Source organism: Streptomyces albiflavescens (assembly GCF_014645835.1).
GTDB classification, from domain to species: Bacteria; Actinomycetota; Actinomycetes; order Streptomycetales; family Streptomycetaceae; genus Streptomyces; species Streptomyces albiflavescens.
Window position 1 is genome coordinate 177,024 of the sequence record NZ_BMMM01000007.1, and the last position, 21,982, is coordinate 199,005.

Annotated in this window: 22 protein-coding genes; 10 read left to right on the forward strand and 12 right to left on the reverse strand. The window is 69.4% G+C overall.

Annotated elements, in window-relative coordinates:
* Positions 1–4 precede the first annotated feature (4 nt).
* The 4 genes from IEY95_RS20610 to IEY95_RS20625 are packed head-to-tail and all read left to right on the forward strand — an operon-like array spanning position 5 to position 4,308.
* Positions 5–583, forward strand: coding sequence for a hypothetical protein (locus IEY95_RS20610; RefSeq protein WP_189187540.1), 579 nt, complete (start codon positions 5–7; stop codon positions 581–583).
* A 4-nt stretch (positions 584–587) separates the two neighbouring features.
* Positions 588–1,676, forward strand: coding sequence for a TRAP transporter substrate-binding protein (locus IEY95_RS20615; protein ID WP_189187541.1), 1,089 nt, complete (start codon positions 588–590; stop codon positions 1,674–1,676).
* A gap of 38 nt (positions 1,677–1,714) precedes the next feature.
* Entirely contained in the window at positions 1,715–3,640 is a 1,926-nt protein-coding gene (locus IEY95_RS20620) for a histidine kinase (protein ID WP_189187542.1), read from the forward strand.
* Positions 3,634–4,308: a response regulator transcription factor gene (locus IEY95_RS20625; protein WP_229703179.1), complete on the forward strand. Its 675-nt coding sequence runs from the start codon at positions 3,634–3,636 to the stop codon at positions 4,306–4,308. Before IEY95_RS20620 ends, IEY95_RS20625 begins: the two co-directional genes overlap by 7 nt.
* 111 nt (positions 4,309–4,419) lie before the next feature.
* Here IEY95_RS20625 and IEY95_RS20630 read toward each other — a convergent pair whose 3' ends face one another.
* Genes IEY95_RS20630 through IEY95_RS20665 form a run of 8 tightly spaced genes read right to left on the reverse strand, consistent with a single transcriptional unit; the run spans position 4,420 to position 10,977 of the window.
* Positions 4,420–4,758, reverse strand: a complete 339-nt coding sequence (locus IEY95_RS20630; protein WP_189187543.1) for a metal-sulfur cluster assembly factor — start codon at positions 4,756–4,758, stop codon at positions 4,420–4,422.
* The gene (gene sufU / locus IEY95_RS20635; RefSeq protein ID WP_189187544.1) at positions 4,755–5,219 is read right to left on the reverse strand and encodes a Fe-S cluster assembly sulfur transfer protein SufU; all 465 of its coding nucleotides are present in this window, start codon (positions 5,217–5,219) and stop codon (positions 4,755–4,757) included. Before sufU ends, IEY95_RS20630 begins: the two co-directional genes overlap by 4 nt.
* Positions 5,220–5,233: 14 nt before the next feature.
* Complete coding sequence (locus IEY95_RS20640) at positions 5,234–6,490, reverse strand: cysteine desulfurase (RefSeq protein ID WP_189187545.1); 1,257 nt, start codon at positions 6,488–6,490, stop codon at positions 5,234–5,236.
* Positions 6,487–7,251, reverse strand: coding sequence for a Fe-S cluster assembly ATPase SufC (gene sufC, locus IEY95_RS20645; RefSeq protein WP_189187546.1), 765 nt, complete (start codon positions 7,249–7,251; stop codon positions 6,487–6,489). The genes IEY95_RS20640 and sufC overlap by 4 nt, the downstream gene beginning before the upstream one ends.
* Before the next feature lie 7 nt (positions 7,252–7,258).
* On the reverse strand, positions 7,259–7,579 hold the full coding sequence (locus tag IEY95_RS20650; protein WP_189187547.1) for a non-heme iron oxygenase ferredoxin subunit: 321 nt from the start codon (positions 7,577–7,579) through the stop codon (positions 7,259–7,261).
* Positions 7,576–8,760, reverse strand: a complete 1,185-nt coding sequence (gene sufD, locus IEY95_RS20655; protein WP_189187548.1) for a Fe-S cluster assembly protein SufD — start codon at positions 8,758–8,760, stop codon at positions 7,576–7,578. Before sufD ends, IEY95_RS20650 begins: the two co-directional genes overlap by 4 nt.
* A 55-nt stretch (positions 8,761–8,815) precedes the next feature.
* Positions 8,816–10,237, reverse strand: coding sequence for a Fe-S cluster assembly protein SufB (sufB, locus tag IEY95_RS20660; protein WP_189187549.1), 1,422 nt, complete (start codon positions 10,235–10,237; stop codon positions 8,816–8,818).
* Entirely contained in the window at positions 10,234–10,977 is a 744-nt protein-coding gene (locus IEY95_RS20665) for a helix-turn-helix transcriptional regulator (protein ID WP_189187550.1), read from the reverse strand. The genes sufB and IEY95_RS20665 overlap by 4 nt, the downstream gene beginning before the upstream one ends.
* 161 nt (positions 10,978–11,138) lie before the next feature.
* Between IEY95_RS20665 and IEY95_RS20670 the strand changes: the two genes are divergently transcribed.
* The 4 genes from IEY95_RS20670 (at position 11,139) to IEY95_RS20685 (ending at position 14,843) form a co-directional block, all read left to right on the forward strand.
* Positions 11,139–11,975: an AAC(3) family N-acetyltransferase gene (locus tag IEY95_RS20670; protein WP_189187551.1), complete on the forward strand. Its 837-nt coding sequence runs from the start codon at positions 11,139–11,141 to the stop codon at positions 11,973–11,975.
* 11 nt (positions 11,976–11,986) lie between these two features.
* Positions 11,987–12,910, forward strand: coding sequence for an ABC transporter ATP-binding protein (locus IEY95_RS20675; RefSeq protein WP_189187552.1), 924 nt, complete (start codon positions 11,987–11,989; stop codon positions 12,908–12,910).
* A gap of 166 nt (positions 12,911–13,076) precedes the next feature.
* On the forward strand, positions 13,077–13,793 hold the full coding sequence (locus tag IEY95_RS20680; RefSeq protein ID WP_229703216.1) for an ABC transporter permease: 717 nt from the start codon (positions 13,077–13,079) through the stop codon (positions 13,791–13,793).
* 42 nt (positions 13,794–13,835) lie between these two features.
* Positions 13,836–14,843, forward strand: coding sequence for a COX15/CtaA family protein (locus IEY95_RS20685; RefSeq protein ID WP_189187554.1), 1,008 nt, complete (start codon positions 13,836–13,838; stop codon positions 14,841–14,843).
* On the opposite strand, the gene IEY95_RS20690 is transcribed toward IEY95_RS20685, so the two are convergent.
* The 4 genes from IEY95_RS20690 to IEY95_RS20705 all read right to left on the reverse strand — a co-directional run bounded on the left by IEY95_RS20690 (position 14,830) and on the right by IEY95_RS20705 (position 18,384).
* The gene (locus IEY95_RS20690; protein ID WP_189187555.1) at positions 14,830–15,594 is read right to left on the reverse strand and encodes a nucleotidyltransferase domain-containing protein; all 765 of its coding nucleotides are present in this window, start codon (positions 15,592–15,594) and stop codon (positions 14,830–14,832) included. The two genes, IEY95_RS20685 and IEY95_RS20690, sit on opposite strands and share 14 nt — an antisense overlap.
* Before the next feature lie 42 nt (positions 15,595–15,636).
* Positions 15,637–16,743: an amidohydrolase family protein gene (locus IEY95_RS20695; RefSeq protein ID WP_189187556.1), complete on the reverse strand. Its 1,107-nt coding sequence runs from the start codon at positions 16,741–16,743 to the stop codon at positions 15,637–15,639.
* A gap of 246 nt (positions 16,744–16,989) precedes the next feature.
* Positions 16,990–17,346, reverse strand: a complete 357-nt coding sequence (locus IEY95_RS20700; RefSeq protein WP_189187557.1) for a hypothetical protein — start codon at positions 17,344–17,346, stop codon at positions 16,990–16,992.
* An 84-nt stretch (positions 17,347–17,430) separates the two neighbouring features.
* Positions 17,431–18,384, reverse strand: a complete 954-nt coding sequence (locus IEY95_RS20705; protein ID WP_189187786.1) for a heme o synthase — start codon at positions 18,382–18,384, stop codon at positions 17,431–17,433.
* Between the two features lie 355 nt (positions 18,385–18,739).
* Here IEY95_RS20705 and tkt point away from each other — a divergent pair, with 355 nt between their 5' ends.
* Positions 18,740–20,827 (forward strand): transketolase, encoded by a 2,088-nt coding sequence (tkt, locus tag IEY95_RS20710; protein ID WP_189187558.1) that lies wholly within the window; start codon positions 18,740–18,742, stop codon positions 20,825–20,827.
* A gap of 34 nt (positions 20,828–20,861) precedes the next feature.
* The gene (tal, locus tag IEY95_RS20715) at positions 20,862–21,980 is read left to right on the forward strand and encodes a transaldolase (RefSeq protein WP_189187559.1); all 1,119 of its coding nucleotides are present in this window, start codon (positions 20,862–20,864) and stop codon (positions 21,978–21,980) included.
* The last annotated feature ends 2 nt before the right edge of the window (positions 21,981–21,982 follow it).

The window sequence follows — 21,982 nt, forward strand, 5'->3', positions numbered from 1 at the left end:
GGGCATGAACAGGGTCAGGGCGACGGCTTGGTCGCTGATCGCGGGGTTGACGCTCGTCACGGCGGTGGCCTGTTCCGACGGGGAGAAGGCACAGTCCGCAGGGGGGCCGGACGGGCGGTCGGGGGTTCCGTCCGTCCGGCCGAGCGGTGTCTACACGGTGACGACCACCCACGCCGACCTCGTCAAGGCCGGATCACCCGACGAGGACGTCCCGGAGAACTACGGAAAGTGGGTCTACGTCTTCAAGGGCGACCGGCTCGCCTTCACCCAGGAGAACAAGGACGCCTGTACATGGGCGTACGGAGAAGTCCGCTTCCACGGCCGGTACTTCGACTGGGAAATCATCGACGGAGGCTTCACCAAGGCACCCCACAACGCCTACAACAAGCCCGGTGAGCTGTTCACGTTCGGGATGAGCGTGTATCGGGACACGCTCACGCTGTCGAAGGGGAAGGGCGCGATCTCGCCCGAGAACTTCCTCAGCAAGCCATGGCACCGGATCAGTGGGACCCCGTCCGACAGGTACTTCAGCAAGAACTGCCCACCGCCGAAGCAGTGGACGACCAGCGGAAAGGGGGCGTGACGTCATGCGCGCACGCCGTACGGCCACCAGTGGTGCGCTGAGCGCGGTGGTGGGACTCGTCCTGCTCGCCGCCACCGGCTGCTCGGGCTCGGCCGCCGCCGACAAGGCCGGTGGCCACAGCGCGGCCAAGCCGGTCGAGCTGACCCTGGCGACGCCCATGGGCACGTCCGAGGAGTTCGATTCCTTCCTCCTCAACGTGAAGTTGCTGTCCCACGGATCGATCCGCATCCGGGTGGAGACGGACGCCCACCATCAGGAGGGACCCGACTTCGAGACCCGACTTCTCGACGACGTCAGGCAGGGGAGGGTCGACCTCGCCGCTCTCGGCAGCCGCGCCTTCGACTCCACGGGGGCCCGCGCCCTGCGTGCGCTGACCGCTCCCCTGCTGATCACCGGCTATGACGCCGAGGAGAAGGTGCTCGCCGCCCCGGTGGCGCGGCGCATGGTGCGGGAGATCGACGGCGACGGGCTGACCGCGATCGGTCTGCTGCCCGGCACGCTGCGTCGCCCGCTCGGCGCACGTACGGCGTTGCTCGGGCCGGCCGACTACAAGGGGCGCACGATCGGCGAGCAGCAGTCCGAGGTCGCGGACGCCACGCTGCGGGCGCTCGGCGCGAAGCCGGTGGCCTTCGCGGCGGGCGGGTCGGTGGACGCCTTCGGTGGGTACGAACAGCAGCTCGCCTCGGTCGACGGGAACCGGTACGACAAGAACGGCATGATCGCGTCGGCCAATGTCGTGCTGTGGCCGCGGCCGGTGGCCCTGGTCGCCGGCACCAAGGCCTTCCAACGGCTGAGCGGCGACCAGCAGGATGCGCTTCGCAAGGCGGGACAGCAGGCCGTGTCCGGCTCTGCCGCGGTGCTGCGCTCGCACGAGAAGGAGTCCGTGGGGAATCTCTGCCGCCGCGGTCAGAAGTTCGCCGCCGCGTCCCCGTCCCAACTGGCCTCGCTACGCAAGGCCGTTCAGCCGGTGTACGACGAGCTGGCCCGCGACCGGCGCACCAAGGAGTACCTCGACGCCATCACGTCACTGGTGCGGAACATACCGGCCGAGCCCACTGTGTCCTGCAAAGGCATGACATCCACGGTCGACTGAGGCTGGCCCGGATCCCGCACGGCTGCCACCATGCAGCCATGACACGGGCAGCCGCCGTGCAACTCCCGCTCTGGGTGGCCGGTTTCGCACTGGGACCGGCCACCTTCGTGCTGGTCCGGGCCCGCCCGGGGCAGGCCATCGCCGACACACCGCAACTGGCCGCGCTGGAACTCGCGGCGGGCTGGGGCCTGTTGACCATCGGGCTGATCGCGCGGCTGCGCCGCCCGGACGACCGCGGTGGTGTGCTGCTCGGGGCCGCGGGAGCCGGCTCGTTCCTCGCCGAATGGGCCAACCCTGGCATCACCTGGACACCCGCGTTCTCCGCGGGACTCGTGCTGTACGCGGCCGGACCACCCCTCGTGGCCCACGCGGTGCTGTCCCAGCCGTCCGGACGGACCGGCTCCAGGACCGTACGCGGCGTGATCCTGCTCGCGTACGCCAACGCCGTGCTGTGTCTCGGACTGCTCCAGGCGGTCGTGTACGACCCCTGGGGTGCGGGCTGCGTGGAGTGCCCGGGCAACGGTCTGCTGATCGTCGCGAGCCCCGGCACGCTGGACGCGCTCGGCCGCACCGGGATCGCGGTCGGCGCCACCTGGCCGTGCGTCCTCGTCGTACTGCTGGGGTGGCGCGCCGTCCGGTCCTCCCCCGCGCTCCGTCGGCTCGCCGCTCCGATGTGGGCCGTGGGCGCCGTGTACTTGGCTCTGGTCGCGGCCGACTACGCGCACAGCCTGCCGCGGCACATGCTGAGCAACGACCCGACCGACCGTCGGCTGTGGCTGGCCCAGGAGGTGGCACTGCTGCTGCTCGCGGCCGCCGCGGCCTGGCCGTGGCTCCAGCAGCGCCGGACCCGCGACGCCCTGGCCGACCTGGTCGTGGAACTGGCCGCCGCCCCGGCACCGGGCGGCCTGCGCGACGCCCTCGCCCGGCTCCTCGGTGACCCTTCGCTGACACTCGCGTATCCCCTGGCGGACGGCAGGCTGGTCGACGCGCAAGGGCGCCCGACCGGCCTGCCCCGCCCGCACGGCGGCCGAGCGGTCCCCCACCTTGACCAGTCGTCGTCCTCGCGCCGCGGCGCGACGGGCCCGCGCGGTGCCGTGCGCGGCGACGAATCTGCCTCGCTCGGGGACGAACCCGCCCCGCTCGGGGACCAAGCGGCTCCTTCCTCGGTCCCTCCGCCCAGACTCGCGCGGCGAGCTCGTCCCCCCGACCCCGTCAGCGCCTCGGGTGACACACCCCCCGCCCCCACCACGGTCACCGAACTGGTCCGCGGCAACCACACTCTCGCGCTCCTCGGCCATCGCCCCGAGTTGCTCTCCGAACCCGGTCTGGGCCCGGCCCAGGAGATCGCGAGAATCTCCCGGCTCGCCCTCGACAACGAGCGGCTGCACGCCGAACTGGCCGCGCGGATGGGCGACTTGCGGGCCTCGCAGGCGCGGATTGTCGCGGCCGGTGACGCCGAGCGCCGTCGGCTGGAGCGCGATCTGCACGACGGTGCCCAACAGCGCCTGCTGGCCCTGGCGTTGACGCTGCGCCTGGCCCGCGCGGGTGCCGTCGCGGCGTCCACGAAGGCCGACGAGGCGGAGCGCGGGCTGCGCGCGGCGGTGGCGGCGCTGCGTGCTCTGGCCCATGGGCTCTTCCCGGCCGTGCTGGCCGATGAAGGCCTCTCAGCCGCCGTCGGCGCACTCCTGGAGGAGACGCAGTCACCGGTCGAGGTGACGGCCCTGCCCGGGCGGCGACTCGGCCAAGCGGTCGAAGCGGCCGCCTACTTCACCATCGCCGAGGCGGTCGCGCACCACGCCACCGCGGTGAGTGCCAACGTCACGGACGGTCGACTGCTCGTCGCGCTCGACGGCTGCCACGGCCTCGACCTTCTGCGCCTCGCCGACCGGGTCGGCGCCCTCGACGGCACGGTCACGGCCCCCGAACCCCCGCACACCGCGATCCGTGTGGAGATCCCATGCTGAAGACCCCTCTGCGCGTGGTGATCGCGGACGACGAAGTGCTGCTGCGCGAGGGGCTGGAACGGCTGCTCACCGAGTCGGGTCTGGACGTCGTCGGCAAGGCGGGCACCGTACCCGAGCTGCTCGACGCCGTGGCGGTCACCGACCCGGACGTGACGATCGTCGACATCAGAATGCCACCGACCCACACGGACGAAGGCCTCGTGGCGGCAAGGGAGTTGGGCCACAAGCACCCGCGTGTCGGGGTCCTGCTCCTCTCCCATCACCTCGAGTCCACGTATGCGGTACGCCTGTTGGAACAGCACCCCGGCGGCGCGGGCTATCTCCTCAAGGACCGCATCCTCGATGTGATCGTCCTGGTGGACGCCCTGCACCGGATCGCCGACGGGGAGTGCGTGGTCGACCCGGCCATCGTCACCCGCCTGCTGGGCCGCCCTCGCCCCCGCTCACCCCTGCCGAAGCTGACGGAACGGGAGAGCGAGGTTCTGCGCCTGATGGCCGAGGGCCGCTCCAACCGGGGCATCTGCGCTCGGCTCCACATGAGCCCGAAAACCCTGGAAGGCCACGTCCGCAGCATCTTCGGCAAGCTCGGCCTCCTCGACTCCCCCGACGACCACCGCCGCGTACTGGCCGTACTGGCCTATCTCCAGGTCTCCGTGGACCGCGCGTGACCGTGCCCGACGGTCCCTGACCGCTCATCACCGCACAAAGCGATGGGCGACACCCCCAGTCGGGGGTGTCGCCCATCGCCAAGTGCGGAAGACCAAGGCGTACCGAAATACTCAGACGTTGAAGCCGAGCGCCCGAAGCTGCTCGCGACCGTCATCCGTGATCTTGTCCGGGCCCCACGGCGGCATCCAGACCCAGTTGATGCGCAGCTCGTTGACGAGGCCGTCCGTGGCGGACTTGGCCTGGTCCTCGATGACGTCGGTGAGCGGGCAGGCCGCGGACGTCAGGGTCATGTCGATCGTCGCGATGTTCGCGTCGTCGATGTGGATGCCGTAGATCAGGCCGAGGTTGACGACGTCGATGCCCAGCTCGGGGTCGACGACGTCGTACAGCGCCTCACGGATCTCCTCCTCGGAGGCCGGCTTCGTCGTCAGGGTCTCGTTCTCGCTCATGCCGTCTTCCTCTCGGCGCTCTCGCCCAGGGCCTGGGCGGTCGCGTCCTTCCACGCCATCCAGCTCAGGAGGGCGCACTTGACCCGGGCCGGGTACTTGGAGACACCGGCGAACGCGACCGCGTCCTCCAGCACCTCCTCCATCGCGTCGTCCGGCTCGATCCGGCCCTTGGACTGCATCAGCTCCAGGAAGGTCTCCTGGATCTTCTGCGCCTCGGACACGTCCTTGCCGACCAGGAGCTCGTTCAGCACGGAGGCCGAGGCCTGGCTGATCGAGCAGCCCTGGCCCTCGTACGAGATGTCCGCGATCCGCTCGCCGTCGTACTTCACGCGCAGCGTGATCTCGTCGCCGCACGTCGGGTTGACGTGGTGCACCTCGGCATCGCCATCCCGCAAGCCCCGCCCGTGCGGGTGCTTGTAGTGGTCCAGGATGACTTCCTGGTACATCGAATCAAGCTTCACGTCTCAGCCGCTCCTCAGCCGAAGAAATTCCGGACGTGCTCCAGGCCCTCGACCAGTGCGTCGATCTCGGCCGGCGTGGAGTACAGATAGAACGACGCTCGCGTGGTCGCAGGAATTCCGTACCGCAGGCAGACCGGGCGGGCGCAGTGGTGGCCGACCCGGACCGCGATGCCCTGCTCGTCCAGGACCTGGCCCACGTCGTGCGGATGGATGTCACCCAGCGTGAACGAGATCGCCGCGCCGCGGTCCTCGGCCGTGGTCGGGCCGATGATCCGCAGGTCGGGGACCTCGGCGAGCCGCTTCACCGCGTACTCGGTGAGCGCGTGCTCGTGGGCGAGGATCTTGTCCATGCCGATCGAGTTCAGGTAGTCGATCGCCGCGCCCAGACCGACCGCCTGCGCGATCGGCGGGGTACCCGCCTCGAACTTGTGCGGGGCCGGGGCGTACGTCGACGAGTGCATCGACACGGTCTCGATCATCTCGCCGCCACCGAGGAACGGCGGCAGGTCCTCCAGGAGTTCCTGGCGGCCCCAGAGGACACCGATGCCCGTCGGACCGCACATCTTGTGGCCGGTGAAGGCCACGAAGTCGGCCTGCAGTGCCTGCACGTCCATCGGCATGTGCGGCGCGGCCTGCGAGGCGTCGATGCACACAAGCGCACCGACCTCCTGCGCCCGGCGGACTATCGCCTCGACCGGGTTGACCGTGCCCAGGATGTTCGACACCAGCACGAAGGAGACGATCTTCGTCTTCTCCGTGATGATCTCGTTGATGTTCGAGAGGTCGAGACGGCCGTCGTCGGTCAGGCCGAACCACTTCAGCTTCGCGCCCGTGCGCTGCGACAGCAGCTGCCACGGAACGATGTTGGAGTGGTGCTCCATCTCCGTGATGACGATCTCGGTCTCGTGGTCGACCCGGTAGGGCTCGTCGGCCCAACCGAGCATGTTGGCCACGAGGTTGAGCGACTCGGAGGCGTTCTTGGTGAAGATCACCTCATCGCGGCTCGGCGCGTTGATGAACGCGGCGACCTTGTCGCGCGCGCCCTCGTACAGCGCCGTGGCCTCCTCGGCGAGCACATGCACACCGCGGTGGACGTTGGCGTTGTAGCGCTCGTAGTACTCACTGAGGGCGTCCAGCACCTGGCGCGGCTTCTGCGAGGTCGCCGCATTGTCCAGGTACACGAGCTTCTTGCCGTCGTGGACCAGTCGGTCCAGGACGGGGAAGTCCTTGCGGATCGCCTCGGTGTCGAGGAGGCCCGGCAGCTGTGTCACGCGGATACGCCACCCTTCGTGTAAGCCTCGTAGCCCTCGTTCTCCAGCTTGTCGGCGAGCTCGGCGCCGCCGGACTCGACGATCCGGCCGGCGGAGAAGACATGGACGAAGTCGGGCTTGATGTAGCGCAGGATGCGCGTGTAGTGGGTGATCAGCATGGTGCCGACCTCGCCGGTCTCGCGGACGCGGTTGACGCCCTCGGAGACGATACGCAGGGCGTCGACGTCCAGGCCGGAGTCGGTCTCGTCGAGGATCGCGATCTTCGGCTTGAGCAGCTCCAGCTGAAGGATCTCGTGGCGCTTCTTCTCACCGCCGGAGAAGCCCTCGTTCACGTTGCGCTCGGCGAAGGAGGGGTCCATGGAGAGGCGCTCCATGGTCTCCTTGACCTCCTTCACCCAGGTGCGCAGCTTGGGAGCCTCACCGCGCACGGCCGTGGCCGAGGTGCGCAGGAAGTTGGAGACCGAGACGCCGGGGACCTCGACCGGGTACTGCATCGCCAGGAACAGGCCCGCGCGGGCACGCTCGTCGACGGACATCTCCAGGACGTCCTCGCCGTCGAGGGTGACGGTGCCGCTGGTGATCGTGTACTTCGGGTGGCCCGCGAGCGAGTAGGCGAGGGTCGACTTGCCGGAGCCGTTGGGGCCCATGATGGCGTGCGTCTCGCCCTGCTTCACGGTGAGGTCGACGCCCTTGAGGATCTCCTTCGTGGCGTTGTCGGCCTCGACGGTGACGTGCAGGTCGTGGATTTCAAGCGTTGCCATGGGTTCCTCAGGACTCCTGGGTGAGGGAGACGAGTACGTCGTCCCCTTCGATCTGTACGGGGTATACGGGGACGGGGCGCGTCGCGGGAAGGCCGGACGGCTTGCCGGTGCGGAGGTCGAAGCTGGAGCCGTGCAACCAGCACTCGATCTGACAGTCCTCCACCTCGCCCTCGGAGAGCGAGACGTTCGCGTGCGAGCAGACGTCGTAGATCGCGAACACCTCCCCCTCGGTCTTCACGACCGAGACCGGCGTGCCGTCGAGTTCCACCCGCTTCGGGGTGTCCTCCTCCAGCTCGCTCAGCCCACAGACGCGTACGAAGGTGGTCATGCGACCGACGCCTCCAGCTCCTCTTCGATCTTGGCGATGAGGCGCTCCTCGATGTCCTCGACGCCGATCTGCTGGACCAGCCCGGCGAAGAAGCCGCGGACCACCAGACGGCGGGCCTCGTGCTCCGGAATGCCGCGGGCCATCAGGTAGAAGAGCTGCTCGTCGTCGAAGCGGCCGGTCGCGGAGGCGTGTCCGGCGCCGACGATCTCGCCGGTCTCGATCTCCAGGTTCGGCACGGAGTCGACCCGGGCGCCGTCGGTCAGAACCAGGTTCCGGTTCATCTCGTACGTGTCCGTGCCCTCGGCCTTGGCCTCGATGAGGACGTCACCGATCCACACCGCGTGCGCGCCGTCGCCCTGCAGCGCGCCCTTGTAGGCGACGTTCGACTTGCAGTGCGGGGTGTTGTGGTCGACGAGGAGGCGGTGCTCCTGGTGCTGGCCCGAGTCCGTGAAGTACAGGCCGAAGAGCTCGGCCTCGCCACCGGTGCCGGCGTAGGCCACACGCGGGTGGAGGCGTACGACGTCGCCGCCGAAGGTGACGACGAAGGACTTGAAGGTGGCGTCCCGGCCGATCAGCGCGTTGTGCTGGCCCACGTGCACGGCCTTGTCGTCCCAGTCCTGGACGGAGACGACGGTGAGCTTGGCGCCGTCGCCCAGGATGTAGTCGACGTTGGCGGCGAGCACGGCGTCACCGGTGTGGTCGATGACGACGACGGCCTCGGCGAAGGCTCCGAGCTCCACGACCTGGTGGCCGTAGGCGACCCCGCCCTCGCCGTGCACGGCGATGCGGATGGGCTCGGTGAGCACCGCCTCCTTGGGGACGGTGACGACACCGGCCTTCTCGAACGCCGAGTACGCCTGGGCGGCGATGCGGTCCACCGGGGTGCCGGCCTTGCCCAGCCGGGCGTCGTCGCGGCCGACGGTCTCGACGATGACGCCCTCGGGCGCCTCGATGCCGATCGTCACGCCGTCGCCGGTCGCGACCGCGGTGCCGTCGTGCAGCCCGCGCAGGCGCTCCAGCGGGGTGAACCGCCACTCCTCCTCGCGGCCGTGCGGGACCGGGAAGTCCGCCACGTCGAAGGACGGGGGCGCGCTCATGCGCGTGGCGACGGTCGACTCGGCGGCCACCGCGATCTGGCCGGCGGTGGTGGATCCCACCGGGATGTTCTGAGCCTCAGCCATGGCTGTCGTAGTGCTCGCTTTCTGAGTAAGACGTGTGCTGACCGATGGGGCGGGGTTAGCCGACCGCGCCTTCCATCTGCAGCTCGATCAGCCGGTTGAGCTCAAGGGCGTACTCCATGGGCAGTTCCTTGGCGATCGGCTCGACGAAGCCGCGCACGATCATCGCCATCGCCTCGAACTCGGTCAGACCACGGCTCATCAGGTAGAAGAGCTGGTCCTCGGAGACCTTGGAGACGGTCGCCTCGTGGCCCATGGACACGTCGTCCTCACGGACGTCGACGTACGGGTACGTGTCGGAGCGGGAGATGGTGTCGACGAGCAGCGCGTCGCACAGCACGTTCGACTTGGATCCGGCCGCGCCCTCGCCGATCTCGACCAGGCCGCGGTAGGACGTACGACCGCCACCGCGCGCCACGGACTTCGACACGATGTTCGACGAGGTGTTCGGCGCCATGTGGACCATCTTGGAGCCGGCGTCCTGGTGCTGCCCCTCGCCCGCGAAGGCGATGGAGAGGGTCTCGCCCTTGGCGTGCTCGCCCATCAGGTAGACGGCCGGGTACTTCATGGTGACCTTGGAGCCGATGTTGCCGTCGATCCACTCCATGGTCGCGCCCTCGTACGCCACGGCGCGCTTGGTGACCAGGTTGTAGACGTTGTTCGACCAGTTCTGAATGGTCGTGTAGCGGCAGCGGGCGCCCTTCTTCACGATGATCTCGACCACCGCGGAGTGCAGGGAGTCCGACTTGTAGATCGGGGCCGTACAACCCTCGACGTAGTGGACGTAGGCGTCCTCGTCGACGATGATCAGCGTCCGCTCGAACTGGCCCATGTTCTCCGTGTTGATGCGGAAGTAGGCCTGGAGCGGAATCTCGACGTGCACGCCCTTCGGCACGTAGATGAAGGAGCCGCCGGACCACACGGCGGTGTTCAGCGACGCGAACTTGTTGTCACCGACCGGGATGACGGTGCCGAAGTACTCCTTGAAGAGCTCCGGGTGCTCCTTCAGGGCGGTGTCGGTGTCCAGGAAGATGACGCCCTGCTCCTCCAGGTCCTCGCGGATCTGGTGGTAGACGACCTCGGACTCGTACTGGGCCGCGACACCGGCGACGAGGCGCTGCTTCTCCGCCTCCGGGATGCCGAGCTTGTCGTACGTGTTCTTGATGTCCTCGGGCAGGTCCTCCCAGGACTCCGCCTGCTTCTCCGTGGAGCGTACGAAGTACTTGATGTTGTCGAAATCGATCCCCGACAGGTCCGAGCCCCAGTTCGGCATGGGCTTCTTCTCGAAGAGGCGCAGACCCTTGAGGCGGAGCTTGGTCATCCACTCCGGCTCGCTCTTCTTCGACGAGATGTCCCGGACGACGTCCTCGTTCAGACCGCGCTTCGCAGAGGCGCCGGCTTCGTCGGAGTCGGCCCAGCCGTATTCGTACTTGCCCAGACCCTCGAGTTCGGGGTGAGCAGTCTCCGTGGGGAGAGTCATGCGGGGTTCCTCCCGGCCGTGCTTGCAGAAGTGTTATCGGTGTTCTTGGAAATCTTGGGGATGAACGTGGTGCACACGCCGTCGCCGTGGGCGATGGTGGCCAGCCGCTGGACATGCGTGCCGAGCAGTTGGGAGAAGATCTCGGTCTCCGCCTCGCACAGCTGCGGGAACTGTTCGGCGACATGGACGACCGGGCAGTGGTGCTGGCACAGCTGCTCGCCGACCGGTGCGCTGCGCGCCGTAGCAGCGTACCCGTCCACGCTCAAGGCCTTGGCCAGCGCTTCCGTGCGCTCCCCGGGGTCGGCGGCCTCGACGGCCTTGCGATACGCGATCGCCTGGGCGGCCATCCTGGCGCGGGCGAAGGCGACGACGGCCTCGTCCCCGCCCTCGCGTGCCGCGATCCAGCGCAGGGCGTCCGCGGCGAGCTTGTCGTAGGACTGGTCGAAGGCGTCCCGGCCGCAGTCGGTCAGGGCGAACACCTTGGCGGGACGGCCGCGCGTACGCGCTCCGTAGACCCGCTGCTCACGCGCTTCCACGACGTCGTCGGCGACAAGTGCGTCGAGATGACGGCGTACGGCGGCCTGGGTCAGTCCGAGACGTCCCGCGAGGTCGGCCACGGTCGACGGGCCGTGGTCCAGGATGGACCGCGCGACCCGGTTGCGGGTGGACCGCTCCCCGGTCGCGAGCTCCTCCTGGGGGGTACCCATGGGGGTCTCCCGAGCCTCGCCAACGTTTTTCACAACGCCATTGTTGCGTAATTCCTCAGAACCTGACAAGCCGCGTCCTGAGGGGTGGACGGTGCGCTGCATCACTTAGGTATACCTAATGTGACCTGCGGGAATGATCTTTGATCGATCAATTCGGTGGCGGCCGACCTGGCTCTCGGGGAGACTGCCGAACCATGCCGACACTCCCTCCGACCGGCCCACTCGTCACTCGGGACACAGTCGCCGCACACCTTCTCTCGCTGGGCATACACCCGGGAGAAACGCTTCTCGTGCACTCCTCCCTCAGCTCCCTCGGCTGGGTCAACGGCGGCCCGGTCGCCGTCGTGCAGGGACTGCTCGACGCACTCGGTCCCGAGGGCACCCTGGTGGTCCCGACCCAGTCCGGCGACCTCTCCGACCCGGCCCTGTGGAGCAACCCGCCCGTACCCGAGGAGTGGTGGTCGACCATTCGGGTGACGATGCCCGCCTACGACCCGCGCGTGACGCCCTCCCGCGGGGTCGGCGTGATCCCGGAGACCGTACGGAACTGGCCCGGAGCCCTGCGCAGCGCGCATCCGGAGACCTCGTTCGCGGCACTCGGCCCGCGCGCGGCGGCGATCACCGAGGGGCACGCGCCCGACTGCCGCCTCGGCGAGCGCAGCCCGCTGGCCCGCCTGGAGGCCGACGGCGCCCGGGTCCTGCTGCTCGGCGCGGGCTACGACACCTGTACGAGTTTTCATCTGGCCGAGTACCGCATCCCGTCGCCCGTCGTGGAGGTGGGGCGCCCCTCCCCGAGAGGCTGGGAGGTGGTCCGCGAGGTGTCGATCACCTCCGAGATGTTCGAGGAGCTGGGCTCCGACTTCGAACGGGACCGCCCCGTCGTGCGGGGCACGGTGGGCGCGGCCGACGCCCGGCTGTTCCCGGTGGCCGACGCGGTGGCGTACGCGGAGCGGTGGCTGGCGCTGCACCGGCCACGGGACCTGTACGTGGATGCGGGACCCGGCGCCCCCGACCCTCGACAGCGTCCTTAGACTTGCGCCTCATGCGAAGCGAGCCCGTGGTCCAGGTCCAGGCCCTGGTGAAGCGGTACGGCACGAAGACCGCGGTGGACGGCCTCGACCTGGTGGCCAAGGCGGGCATCACCGCCGTACTCGGACCCAACGGCGCCGGCAAGACGACCACGGTCGAGACCTGCGAGGGGTACCGGAGACCGGACTCGGGCTCGGTGCGCGTCCTGGGCCTCGACCCGGTCCGGGAGGCCTCGGCGCTGCGCCCCCGCATCGGCGTGATGCTCCAGTCCGGCGGCGTCTACTCGGGCGCACGGGCGGACGAGATGCTCCGCCATGTCGCCAAGCTGCACGCCCACCCGCTGGACGTGGACGCGCTCATCGAACGGCTCGGCCTCGGCAGCTGCGGCCGCACGACGTACCGGCGGCTCTCGGGCGGCCAGCAGCAGCGCCTCGCGCTGGCGATGGCCGTGGTCGGCCGCCCCGAACTGGTCTTCCTCGACGAACCGACCGCCGGACTCGACCCGCAGGCCCGCCACGCCACCTGGGACCTGGTCCGCGATCTGCGCGCCGACGGCGTCTCCGTCATCCTCACCACGCACTACATGGACGAGGCCGAGCAGCTCGCCGACGATGTCGCGATCATCGACGCGGGCCGGGTCATCGCCCAGGGCTCCCCCGAGGAGCTGTGCCGCGGCGGCGCCGAGAACACCCTGCGGTTCACCGGTCGCCCGGGGCTCGACGTGGGGTCCCTGCTGAAGGCCCTCCCGGCGGACTGCACGGCGGCCGAGCTGACGCCGGGCGCCTACCGGGTGGGCGGCAAGGTCGATCCGCAGCTGCTGGCGACGGTCACGTCCTGGTGCGCGCAGCACGGGGTGATGCCGGAGAAGATCTCCGTCGAGCGTCACACTCTCGAAGACGTGTTTTTGGAGCTCACCGGCAAGGAGTTGCGCTCATGAGTCCGGCCCACCCGTCTTTCGGCCGGGGGTCCGGCCCGCGGCGCCGCCGCAGTCGGCTGCGGCGTCCCCTGGGAAAGCACAGCCTTGAACCGACCGGCAAGGAGCTGCGTTCGTGACCATCGCCGGTACGTACACCCCGAAGCCGAGTGCGGCTCCGCTGCCCCGCATGATCGGCGCGCAGGCCGCCCTCGAGACGAAGATGCTGCTCCGCAACGGCGAGCAGCTCCTCCTGACGGTCGTCATCCCGACCCTGCTGCTGGCGCTGTTCGGCTCGGTCGACATCGTCGACACGGGCAAGGGCAAGGCGGTCGACTTCCTGGCCCCCGGCATCCTCGCGCTCGCGGTGATGTCGACGGCATTCACCGGCCAGGCGATCGCGACGGGCTTCGAGCGGCGCTACGGCGTGCTCAAGCGGCTGGCCGCCTCCCCGCTCCCCCGCTGGGGCCTGATGACCGCGAAGACGGCGTCCGTGCTGGTCACGGAGGCTCTGCAGGTGATCCTGCTGACGGTGATCGCCTTCGCGATGGGCTGGTCGCCGCACGGCAATCCGCTGGCTGTGCTGCTGTTGCTGGTTCTGGGGACAGCCGCGTTCTCGGGCCTCGGCCTGCTGATGGCGGGCACGCTGAAGGCGGAGGCGACGCTGGCCGCCGCCAACCTGGTGTTCCTGCTGCTCCTGGTCGGCGGCGGCGTGATCGTCCCGATGGACAAGTTCCCCGCCGGCGCCCAGGACGTCCTCGGCCTGCTGCCGATCTCGGCGCTCTCGGACGGGCTGCGGGATGTGCTCCAGCACGGTGCCGGGATGCCGTGGGGGGACCTCGGGATCCTCGCCGTGTGGGCGGTCGTGGGGCTCGGAGCCGCCGCCCGATTCTTCCGGTGGGAGTAGAGACCTCCCCCTCGTGAAGGCGTGCACAAGCGGCCCCTTACGATGGGGCGCGTGCCAAACGTGACCCGAGCCGACGCCCTGCGCGCGGTGCGCAACCCGCTCGTCCTCATCGCCGAACGCTGGACCCCGACGCCCCGGACGGTGCAGCGCGCGGCCCTCGCCGCGCTCGTGATGTCGGTGGTCATCGTGGTCACCGGCGGCGCCGTGCGGCTGACCGGTTCGGGCCTGGGCTGCCCGACCTGGCCCGAGTGCACCGACGGCTCGCTCACCCCCACCAGCGCGATGGACGTCCACAGCGCCATCGAGTTCGGCAACCGCATGCTGACGTACGTACTGTGCGCGGCGGTCGGCTGGGCCATCATCGCCGCTCGCTCGCAGAAGCCGTGGCGGCGGGACCTGACCCGGCTGGGCTGGGCCCAGTTCTGGATCGTCATGAGCAACGCGATCCTCGGCGGCATCGTCGTCCTGGTCGGCCTCAACCCCTACACGGTCGCCGCCCACTTCCTGCTCTCCACGGCGCTCATCACCGTCGCGACGCTCATGTGGCAGCGCACCCGCGAGGGCGACGCCGAACCGCGTCCACTCGTCGGCAAGTCGGTGCAGCAACTGGTCTGGTTCCTGGTCGCCGCCGCCGTGCTGCTGATCGCGGTCGGCACGGTCGTCACCGGTGCGGGACCGCACGCGGGCGACTCGAGCGAGGTCGACCGCATGCACGTGAACTGGGAGAACGTCGCCAAGCTGCACGCCGTGCTGGCCTGGATCGTGGTCACGCTGTCCTTCGCCCTGTGGTTCGTCCTGAAGGCGGTCGACGCCCCCAAGGGCCCGCTGAACCGCACCCGCGACCTGTTCCTCGTCCTCCTCGCCCAGGGCGGCATCGGCTACGTCCAGTACTTCACGGACCTCCCCGAGGCCCTGGTCGGCCTCCACATGCTCGGCTCCTGCCTGGTGTGGATCGCGGTGCTGCGCGTGCTGCTGGCGCTGCGCGAACGCCCGGGCGTCGTGGCGGACCTCCCCGGTCCTTCGACGGAATCGACGCTCACGCGCGCGTGAGTCCTTCATAGGCGGCGACAAGGCCGTCGATGGCGGGACCCAGATACGCCCTCGTGAGCTCCGCCCGGCGCGCCGTCCACTGCTCCGTGGGCGGCACGGGGTCCTCGTATCGCCGCCGCCTGATGTCTGCGACCACATCGACGGGCGCACCCAGTGCGGGGAGCGCCTCCAAGGCCTCCCGCTTCGAGATCAGGCGGCCCTCGCGCAGGGTGACGGTCGCGCGGGCGAAGGTGACCATCCCCAGGTCGACCCAGACGTTCTGCTTCCAGAGCCGGGCCTTGCGCACCGCGGGCCGCCAGAAGTCCTTCTGGTCCCGCACGACGAAGGCGTTCAGTTCGCGGTCCGGGGTGGGCGGGACGAGGTCCTCGGGCGGTTTGCCGTGCAGGACGAGTCCGAAGGCATGCAGTTCCCGCCGGGTGACCGGGGTGACCGGGCGCTTCATGAGGTGGTTGTGCGCCCAGGTGAGGTACGACCGCTCCGCGCCGGCCGCGGTGTCCGGCGTCGCATAGCTGCAGTGCAGCTGGTCGGCGAGCGGTTCGTCGGCACGCAGCCGCCGGTGCAGCCGCACCACCTTGCGCACGGTGCCGAGCGAGACCGGGCCCGCCAGGACCGCGATCAGGTCGAGATCGCTGCGCCCCTCCTGGTAGTCGCCGCCGGCGAGCGAGCCGTGCGCCCACAGGGCGACCGGGGCAAGGTCCCTCAGTTCGGCGAGGAAGCGGTCGAGGAGACGAGCTGTGGCGTCATCGGTCATGGGGTCAGAGTCTGACGGTCCTCACTCCACCCCGTACACCCGTCACTCCACCCCGTACACCCGTCGCGCGTTCCCCGCCGCGATCAGTCCCGCCACCCGCTGCGCGTCGGCCAACGACCAGGCCCCCTCGGCGACCCAGGCGCCGAGCACCCGTGCGAGCGCCTCGCGGAACAGGCGTGCCCCGACCACATGAAGTTCGGGCAGGCCGTGTGCCCCGCTGGAGAACAGGAGCTTGCCGAAGGGCGCCAGCTCCAGGATCTCGGCGAGCACGGCGGCCGCCCGCGCTCCCGTACGGACCAGGGCCGCGCCCAGATCGGCGTACACATGCGGGAAGACCCCGGCGAGATGGGCCGCGTGCCGGTGGTACGGGTAGCCGTGCAGGAGGACGAGGTCGGTGCCGAGGCCGGCCGTCGCGCGGGCGAAGTCGGTGAGCAGGACGGGGTCGGTGCGGTCGATGCGCAGTCCGGGCTCGCCGAGTCCCGCGTGGAGTTGGAGGGGCAGCCCCGAGGCCACCGCGATCCACAGCAGATGGCGCAGGAGGACGGGGTCGCTGAGCGGTCCGCCCACCCGACGGTCCGCCAGCCAGCGGCCCGCCGCGCCCCGCACCTCGCCCGGTCCCGGCGGCTCGGGCGCGAGCGCGAGACCGTGCCGTATCCCCGCCACGGAGGTGAAGGCGACGGCGTTCGCGGCGGCCCCGTGGACGGACTCGGCGAGATTGGCGAGAAAGGACTCGACGGTGCCGGAGGTGTCGGCGACCTGCTCGGCGAGGAGCTCCAGGCGGACGATCTCGTGCGCCTCCGCGGCTCCCGTGGAGGCCATCTCGCCCGGCCCCGTCAGATCGCCGGGCAGACCGGTGTCGACGAGATACGTCGTGATGCCGCTGCCGCGCAACAGCCTGCGGCCCGATTCCAGTACGCCGAGTTCACGACGCCGGGCCAGATAGCGGGCGGGCGGACAGTGCGGCTCCAGACCGAGCAACGGCGGACACCAGCGGCGTACGGCGAAACCGGTCTGCGTGTCGAAGAAGGTGGTGCCGGGGGCCGGTGGGCCCTCGGTTCTGGCGAGGTGGGCCTCGAAAGTGCCGAGGCCCAGCTCCGTCCTCAGTACGCCGTGGCAGTACTGGTCCACCAGGGACGGCGTTTCGATCATCCGGACTCCCCGCGACTGGACCGTGCGTTCTCAGGTCCTAACGGGTGAAGCGGGTGTCAGGTGTTGCTTCCCCTCACCCGGTGCGAAGGCGTTCCGCCGTTTGTGCGGTTCGGGGGGTGCGGGAAGTCGGGAATCGGTGGACCGTCCGTGGCTGGTCGCCGCGGACCGTCCGTGGCTGGTCGTGCCCCCGCGGAGCCGCGTGGGTCACACCCCCGCGCCCCTGCGGACACTCGCCTGACCTCGGATTCAGGCGTTGCTCGGGCCGCCCACCTGGATTCCCGCCATACGCGTCCACTCGTACGGACCCGTCTTCACCTTCGCCGCGAACTCGCCGTCGAACGCTTCGTGAACAGTGATCCCGGACTTCTTCACGGCTTCCTCGGCGATCGCGTAGGTGGGCGCCACGAGGTCGCCCCAGCCGCCGTCCTCGCCGACGAGCACGATCCGGGCGCCCTTCTGTCCGATGTACGCGACCTGTCCCTCGGCCCCGCCGTGCGCCTTGGAGAAGGCGGAGATCTGCTGAGCGAGCTTGGCGGCCTTGCGCTCGGCCTTGGCGTCCTGGGTGGCGCCGGTCGTCTCGTCATCCTGCTGGGTGTCTGCCATGGTCAGGATGCTACCGACGAGTAGATCAAACGGCGACGGGCGGGGTGCGTGGCCTTGACCACGCACCCCGCCCGCCATCAGGCCCTAGCGCAGGAAGGGGTCCACCGCGACGGCCACGAAGAGGATCGACACATAGGTGATCGACCAGTGGAACAGCCGCATCTCCTTGAGTTTGCCGCCCGTCACCTCGGCCTTGGCGCGGTTCTGCAGACCGTGCGCCTCCCACAGCCAGAACCCGCCGGCGGCGGCCGCGACCAGCGTGTAGAACCAGCCCGTGTAGCCGAGCGGGGTGAGCAGCAGCGAGACCGCGACCATCACCCAGCTGTAGATGACGATCTGGCGGGCGACCACCTTGTTACCGGCGACGACCGGCAGCATGGGCACGCCCACGCGCGCGTAGTCCTCCTTGACCTTCATGGACAGCGGCCAGTAGTGCGGCGGCGTCCAGAAGAACATGACGAGGAAGAGGATGACCGGCGCCCACGACATGGAGTTCGTGACGGACGACCAGCCGATGAGCACCGGCAGACAGCCCGCGATGCCACCCCACACGATGTTCTGCGACGTACGGCGCTTGAGGATCATCGTGTAGACGACGACGTAGAAGAGGAGGGCTCCGAGCGACAGCCATGCCGACAGCCAGTTGACGGTCAGGCCGAACAGGAGCGTCGAGACGACCGCCAGCGTGATGCCGAAGGCCAGGCACTCGCGGGGGCTGACCATGCCGGTGACCAGCGGGCGCTGAGAGGTGCGCTCCATCAGGGCGTCGATGTCACGGTCGATGTACATGTTCAGCGCGTTGGCGCCGCCCGCGGACAGATAGCCGCCGAGGCAGGTGAGGAGCACCAGCTTCAGGTCGGGCACACCCTGCTGGGCCAAGAACATCACCGGGACTGTGGTGATCAGCAGCAGTTCGATGATGCGCGGCTTGGTCAGCGCCACGAACGCTTTGACACGGGCCCCGAACGGCCGCTGGCCCCGGCTGCTGCTCGACTCGAGCACCCCCGCTGGACGGGATTCGACGGCCGTCACGCACACCCCTGACAGAGACATCCCAGCAAGCCCCCCGGTGTGAACTCCCCGTAAAGGCTCGCGCGTACCACGCCACTGTAGACGTTGCCCAGACCCCGACATTCGCGGGGGTGGGGTCGTGTTGAGCAGCACCGCTGGAAGAGCCGAGCAGCACTCGATTGAGCACTCTTACGAGCGGCTCCGTATTCACTTGCCGAACACGGAACGGGCCAGTCGGGAGGCGGATCCCGAAGAGTCCCGGCAGTCTGGAATGAGTCGAAAAAACGCACGTACTTACGGGGGTAGGCTCAACACCGCCGGTGGGCGCCCAGTGCGCCGGCATTCGACATGCGTGACATGTGGAGAGGAGCCCTGACCCAGGGTGAGCACCAAGCCGACCACCACAGACCTCGAGTGGACCGAGTTGGACCAGCGGGCCGTGGACACCGCCCGCGTCCTGGCCGCCGATGCCGTACAGAAGGTCGGCAACGGCCATCCCGGTACGGCGATGAGCCTGGCGCCTGCCGCGTACACCCTCTTCCAGAAGGTGATGCGGCACGACCCGGCGGACGCCGACTGGGTAGGACGCGACCGCTTCGTGCTGTCCGCGGGCCACTCGTCCCTGACCCTGTACACCCAGCTCTACCTGGCCGGCTTCGGCCTGGAGCTGGACGATCTGACGGCCTTCCGTACGTGGGGCTCCAAGACGCCGGGTCACCCCGAGTACGGGCACACCACCGGTGTAGAGACCACGACCGGTCCGCTCGGCCAGGGTGTCGCCAACGCCGTGGGCATGGCGATGGCCTCGCGCTACGAGCGCGGTCTGTTCGACCCGGACGCCTCCCAGGGCGAGTCCCCGTTCGACCACTTCATCTACTGCATCGCCGGTGACGGCTGCCTCCAGGAGGGCATCTCCGCGGAGGCGTCCTCGATGGCCGGGCACCAGAAGCTCGGCAACCTGGTCCTGCTGTGGGACGACAACCACATCTCGATCGAGGGCGACACCGAGACGGCCGTCTCCGAGGACACCGTCAAGCGGTACGAGGCGTACGGCTGGCATGTGCAGCGCGTCGCCCCGAAGCCGGACGGCGACCTGGACCCGCACGCCATCTACAACGCGATCGAGGCCGCGAAGAAGGTGACGGACAAGCCGTCCTTCATCGCGATGCGCTCGATCATCGCCTGGCCCGCGCCGAACGCGCAGAACACCGAGGCCGCGCACGGCTCGGCGCTCGGCGACGACGAGGTCGCGGCCACCAAGCGTGTCCTCGGCTTCGACCCGGAGAAGTCCTTCGAGGTCACCGACGAGGTTCTCGCGCACACCCGCCAGGCCCTCGACCGGGGCCGCGAGGCCAAGGCCGAGTGGGAGAAGGGCTACGCCGCCTGGCGCACCGCCAGCCCGGAGCGCGCCGCCGAGTACGACCGTATCGCCGCGACCGAGCTGCCGGCCGGCTGGGAGGAGAAGCTCCCGGTCTTCGAGGCGGGCAAGGGCGTCGCCACGCGTGCCGCGTCCGGCAAGGTGCTCCAGGCGCTCGGCGCGGTCATCCCCGAGCTGTGGGGCGGCTCCGCCGACCTGGCCGGTTCGAACAACACCACGATCGACAAGAACTCCTCGTTCCTGCCGGCCGACAACCCGCTGCCGGGCGCCGACCCGTACGGCCGCACGATTCACTTCGGTATCCGCGAGCACTCCATGGCCGCGGAGATGAACGGCATCGCGCTGCACGGCAACACCCGTGTCTACGGCGGCACCTTCCTGGTGTTCTCCGACTACATGCGCAATGCCGTGCGCCTTTCCGCGCTGATGCACCTGCCGGTCACATACGTGTGGACGCACGACTCCATCGGCCTCGGCGAGGACGGTCCGACGCACCAGCCGGTCGAGCACCTGGCCTCGCTGCGCGCGATCCCCGGCCTCAACGTCGTCCGTCCCGCGGACGCCAACGAGACCGCGATCGCCTGGCGCGAGATCCTGAAGCGCTACACGAAGGTGTTCGGCAAGGGCGCCCCGCACGGCCTCGCGCTGACCCGTCAGGGCGTGCCGACGTACGAGTTCAACGAGGATGCCGCCAAGGGCGGTTACGTACTGTTCGAGGCCGAGGGCGGCACGCCCGAGGTCATCCTCATCGGCACCGGCTCCGAGGTGCACGTCGCCGTCGAGGCGCGCGAGCAGCTGCAGGCCGCGGGCGTCCCGACGCGAGTCGTGTCCATGCCATGCGTGGAGTGGTTCGAGGAGCAGGACCAGGGGTACCGGGACAGCGTCCTGCCGCCGTCGGTCAAGGCGCGGGTCTCCGTCGAGGCCGGTATCGGTCTGACCTGGCACCGGTTCGTCGGGGACGCCGGGCGGATTGTTTCGCTGGAGCACTTCGGTGCTTCGGCCGACGGCAAGGTGCTCTTCCGCGAATTCGGCTTCACTGCCGAGAATGTCGCGGGTGCCGCCCGGGAATCGATCGCCGCAGCCCAGCGCTGACGCTGATATACGACACGTAGGAGATGCAATTTCCATGACAGACGCACTCAAGCGCCTCTCCGAAGAAGGCGTCGCGATCTGGCTGGACGACCTGTCGCGCAAGCGGATCACGTCCGGCAATCTGGCCGAACTGATCGACCAGCAGCACGTCGTGGGCGTCACCACCAACCCGTCGATCTTCCAGAAGGCCATCAGCAGCGGTGACGGTTACGAGCAGCAGCTCGCGGACCTCGCCGCCCGCAAGGTCACTGTCGAAGAAGCGATCCGCATGATCACGACGGCGGACGTCCGTGACGCCGCCGACATACTGCGCCCGGTCTTCGACGCGACCGGCGGCCAGGACGGGCGCGTGTCGATCGAGGTCGACCCGCGTCTGGCGCACAACACCAAGGCGACGATCGCCGAGGCCAAGCAGCTGGCCTGGCTGGTGGACCGTCCCAACACCCTGATCAAGATCCCGGCCACCAAGGCGGGCCTCCCGGCGATCACCGAGACCATCGGCCTCGGGATCAGCGTCAACGTCACGCTGATCTTCTCGCTGGAGCGCTACGGCGAGGTCATGGACGCCTACATCGCCGGCCTGGAGAAGGCCAAGGAGCGCGGCCTGGACCTCTCGAAGATCCACTCCGTGGCGTCCTTCTTCGTGTCCCGCGTGGACACCGAGATCGACAAGCGGCTCGACGCACTCGGCACCCCCGAGGCGAAGGCCGTCCGCGGCAAGGCGGCTCTCGCCAACGCCCGGCTCGCCTACCAGGCGTACGAGGAGGTCTTCTCCTCCGACCGCTGGGCCGCCCTCGACAAGGCGCAGGCCAACAAGCAGCGCCCGCTGTGGGCCTCGACCGGCGTCAAGGACAAGGCGTACAAGGACACCCTGTACGTCGACGACCTGGTCGCGCCGAACACGGTGAACACCATGCCGGAGGCCACCCTGGAGGCCACCGAAGAGCACGGCGAGATCATCGGAAACACCATCGCCGGTACGTACGAGCAGTCCCGCGCCGAGCTCGACGCGGTCGAGAAGCTCGGGATCTCGTACGACGACGTGGTCCAGCTTTTGGAGGACGAGGGCGTCGAGAAGTTCGCGGCGTCCTGGAACGACCTGCTCAAGTCCACAGAGGCAGTGCTCGAGCGCCTCGCCCCCTCGGAGGGCTGAAA

Coding starts and splice junctions, on each gene's coding strand:
- IEY95_RS20610 (WP_189187540.1), top strand. CDS start 5: ATGAACAGGGTCAGGGCGACGGCTTGGTCGCTGATCGCGGGGTTGACG.
- IEY95_RS20615 (WP_189187541.1), top strand. CDS start 588: ATGCGCGCACGCCGTACGGCCACCAGTGGTGCGCTGAGCGCGGTGGTG.
- IEY95_RS20620 (WP_189187542.1), top strand. CDS start 1,715: ATGACACGGGCAGCCGCCGTGCAACTCCCGCTCTGGGTGGCCGGTTTC.
- IEY95_RS20625 (WP_229703179.1), top strand. CDS start 3,634: ATGCTGAAGACCCCTCTGCGCGTGGTGATCGCGGACGACGAAGTGCTG.
- IEY95_RS20630 (WP_189187543.1), bottom strand. CDS start 4,758: ATGAGCGAGAACGAGACCCTGACGACGAAGCCGGCCTCCGAGGAGGAG.
- sufC (WP_189187546.1), bottom strand. CDS start 7,251: ATGGCAACGCTTGAAATCCACGACCTGCACGTCACCGTCGAGGCCGAC.
- IEY95_RS20650 (WP_189187547.1), bottom strand. CDS start 7,579: ATGACCACCTTCGTACGCGTCTGTGGGCTGAGCGAGCTGGAGGAGGAC.
- sufD (WP_189187548.1), bottom strand. CDS start 8,760: ATGGCTGAGGCTCAGAACATCCCGGTGGGATCCACCACCGCCGGCCAG.
- sufB (WP_189187549.1), bottom strand. CDS start 10,237: ATGACTCTCCCCACGGAGACTGCTCACCCCGAACTCGAGGGTCTGGGC.
- IEY95_RS20670 (WP_189187551.1), top strand. CDS start 11,139: ATGCCGACACTCCCTCCGACCGGCCCACTCGTCACTCGGGACACAGTC.
- IEY95_RS20675 (WP_189187552.1), top strand. CDS start 11,987: ATGCGAAGCGAGCCCGTGGTCCAGGTCCAGGCCCTGGTGAAGCGGTAC.
- IEY95_RS20680 (WP_229703216.1), top strand. CDS start 13,077: ATGATCGGCGCGCAGGCCGCCCTCGAGACGAAGATGCTGCTCCGCAAC.
- IEY95_RS20685 (WP_189187554.1), top strand. CDS start 13,836: ATGGGGCGCGTGCCAAACGTGACCCGAGCCGACGCCCTGCGCGCGGTG.
- IEY95_RS20690 (WP_189187555.1), bottom strand. CDS start 15,594: ATGACCGATGACGCCACAGCTCGTCTCCTCGACCGCTTCCTCGCCGAA.
- IEY95_RS20695 (WP_189187556.1), bottom strand. CDS start 16,743: ATGATCGAAACGCCGTCCCTGGTGGACCAGTACTGCCACGGCGTACTG.
- IEY95_RS20700 (WP_189187557.1), bottom strand. CDS start 17,346: ATGGCAGACACCCAGCAGGATGACGAGACGACCGGCGCCACCCAGGAC.
- tal (WP_189187559.1), top strand. CDS start 20,862: ATGACAGACGCACTCAAGCGCCTCTCCGAAGAAGGCGTCGCGATCTGG.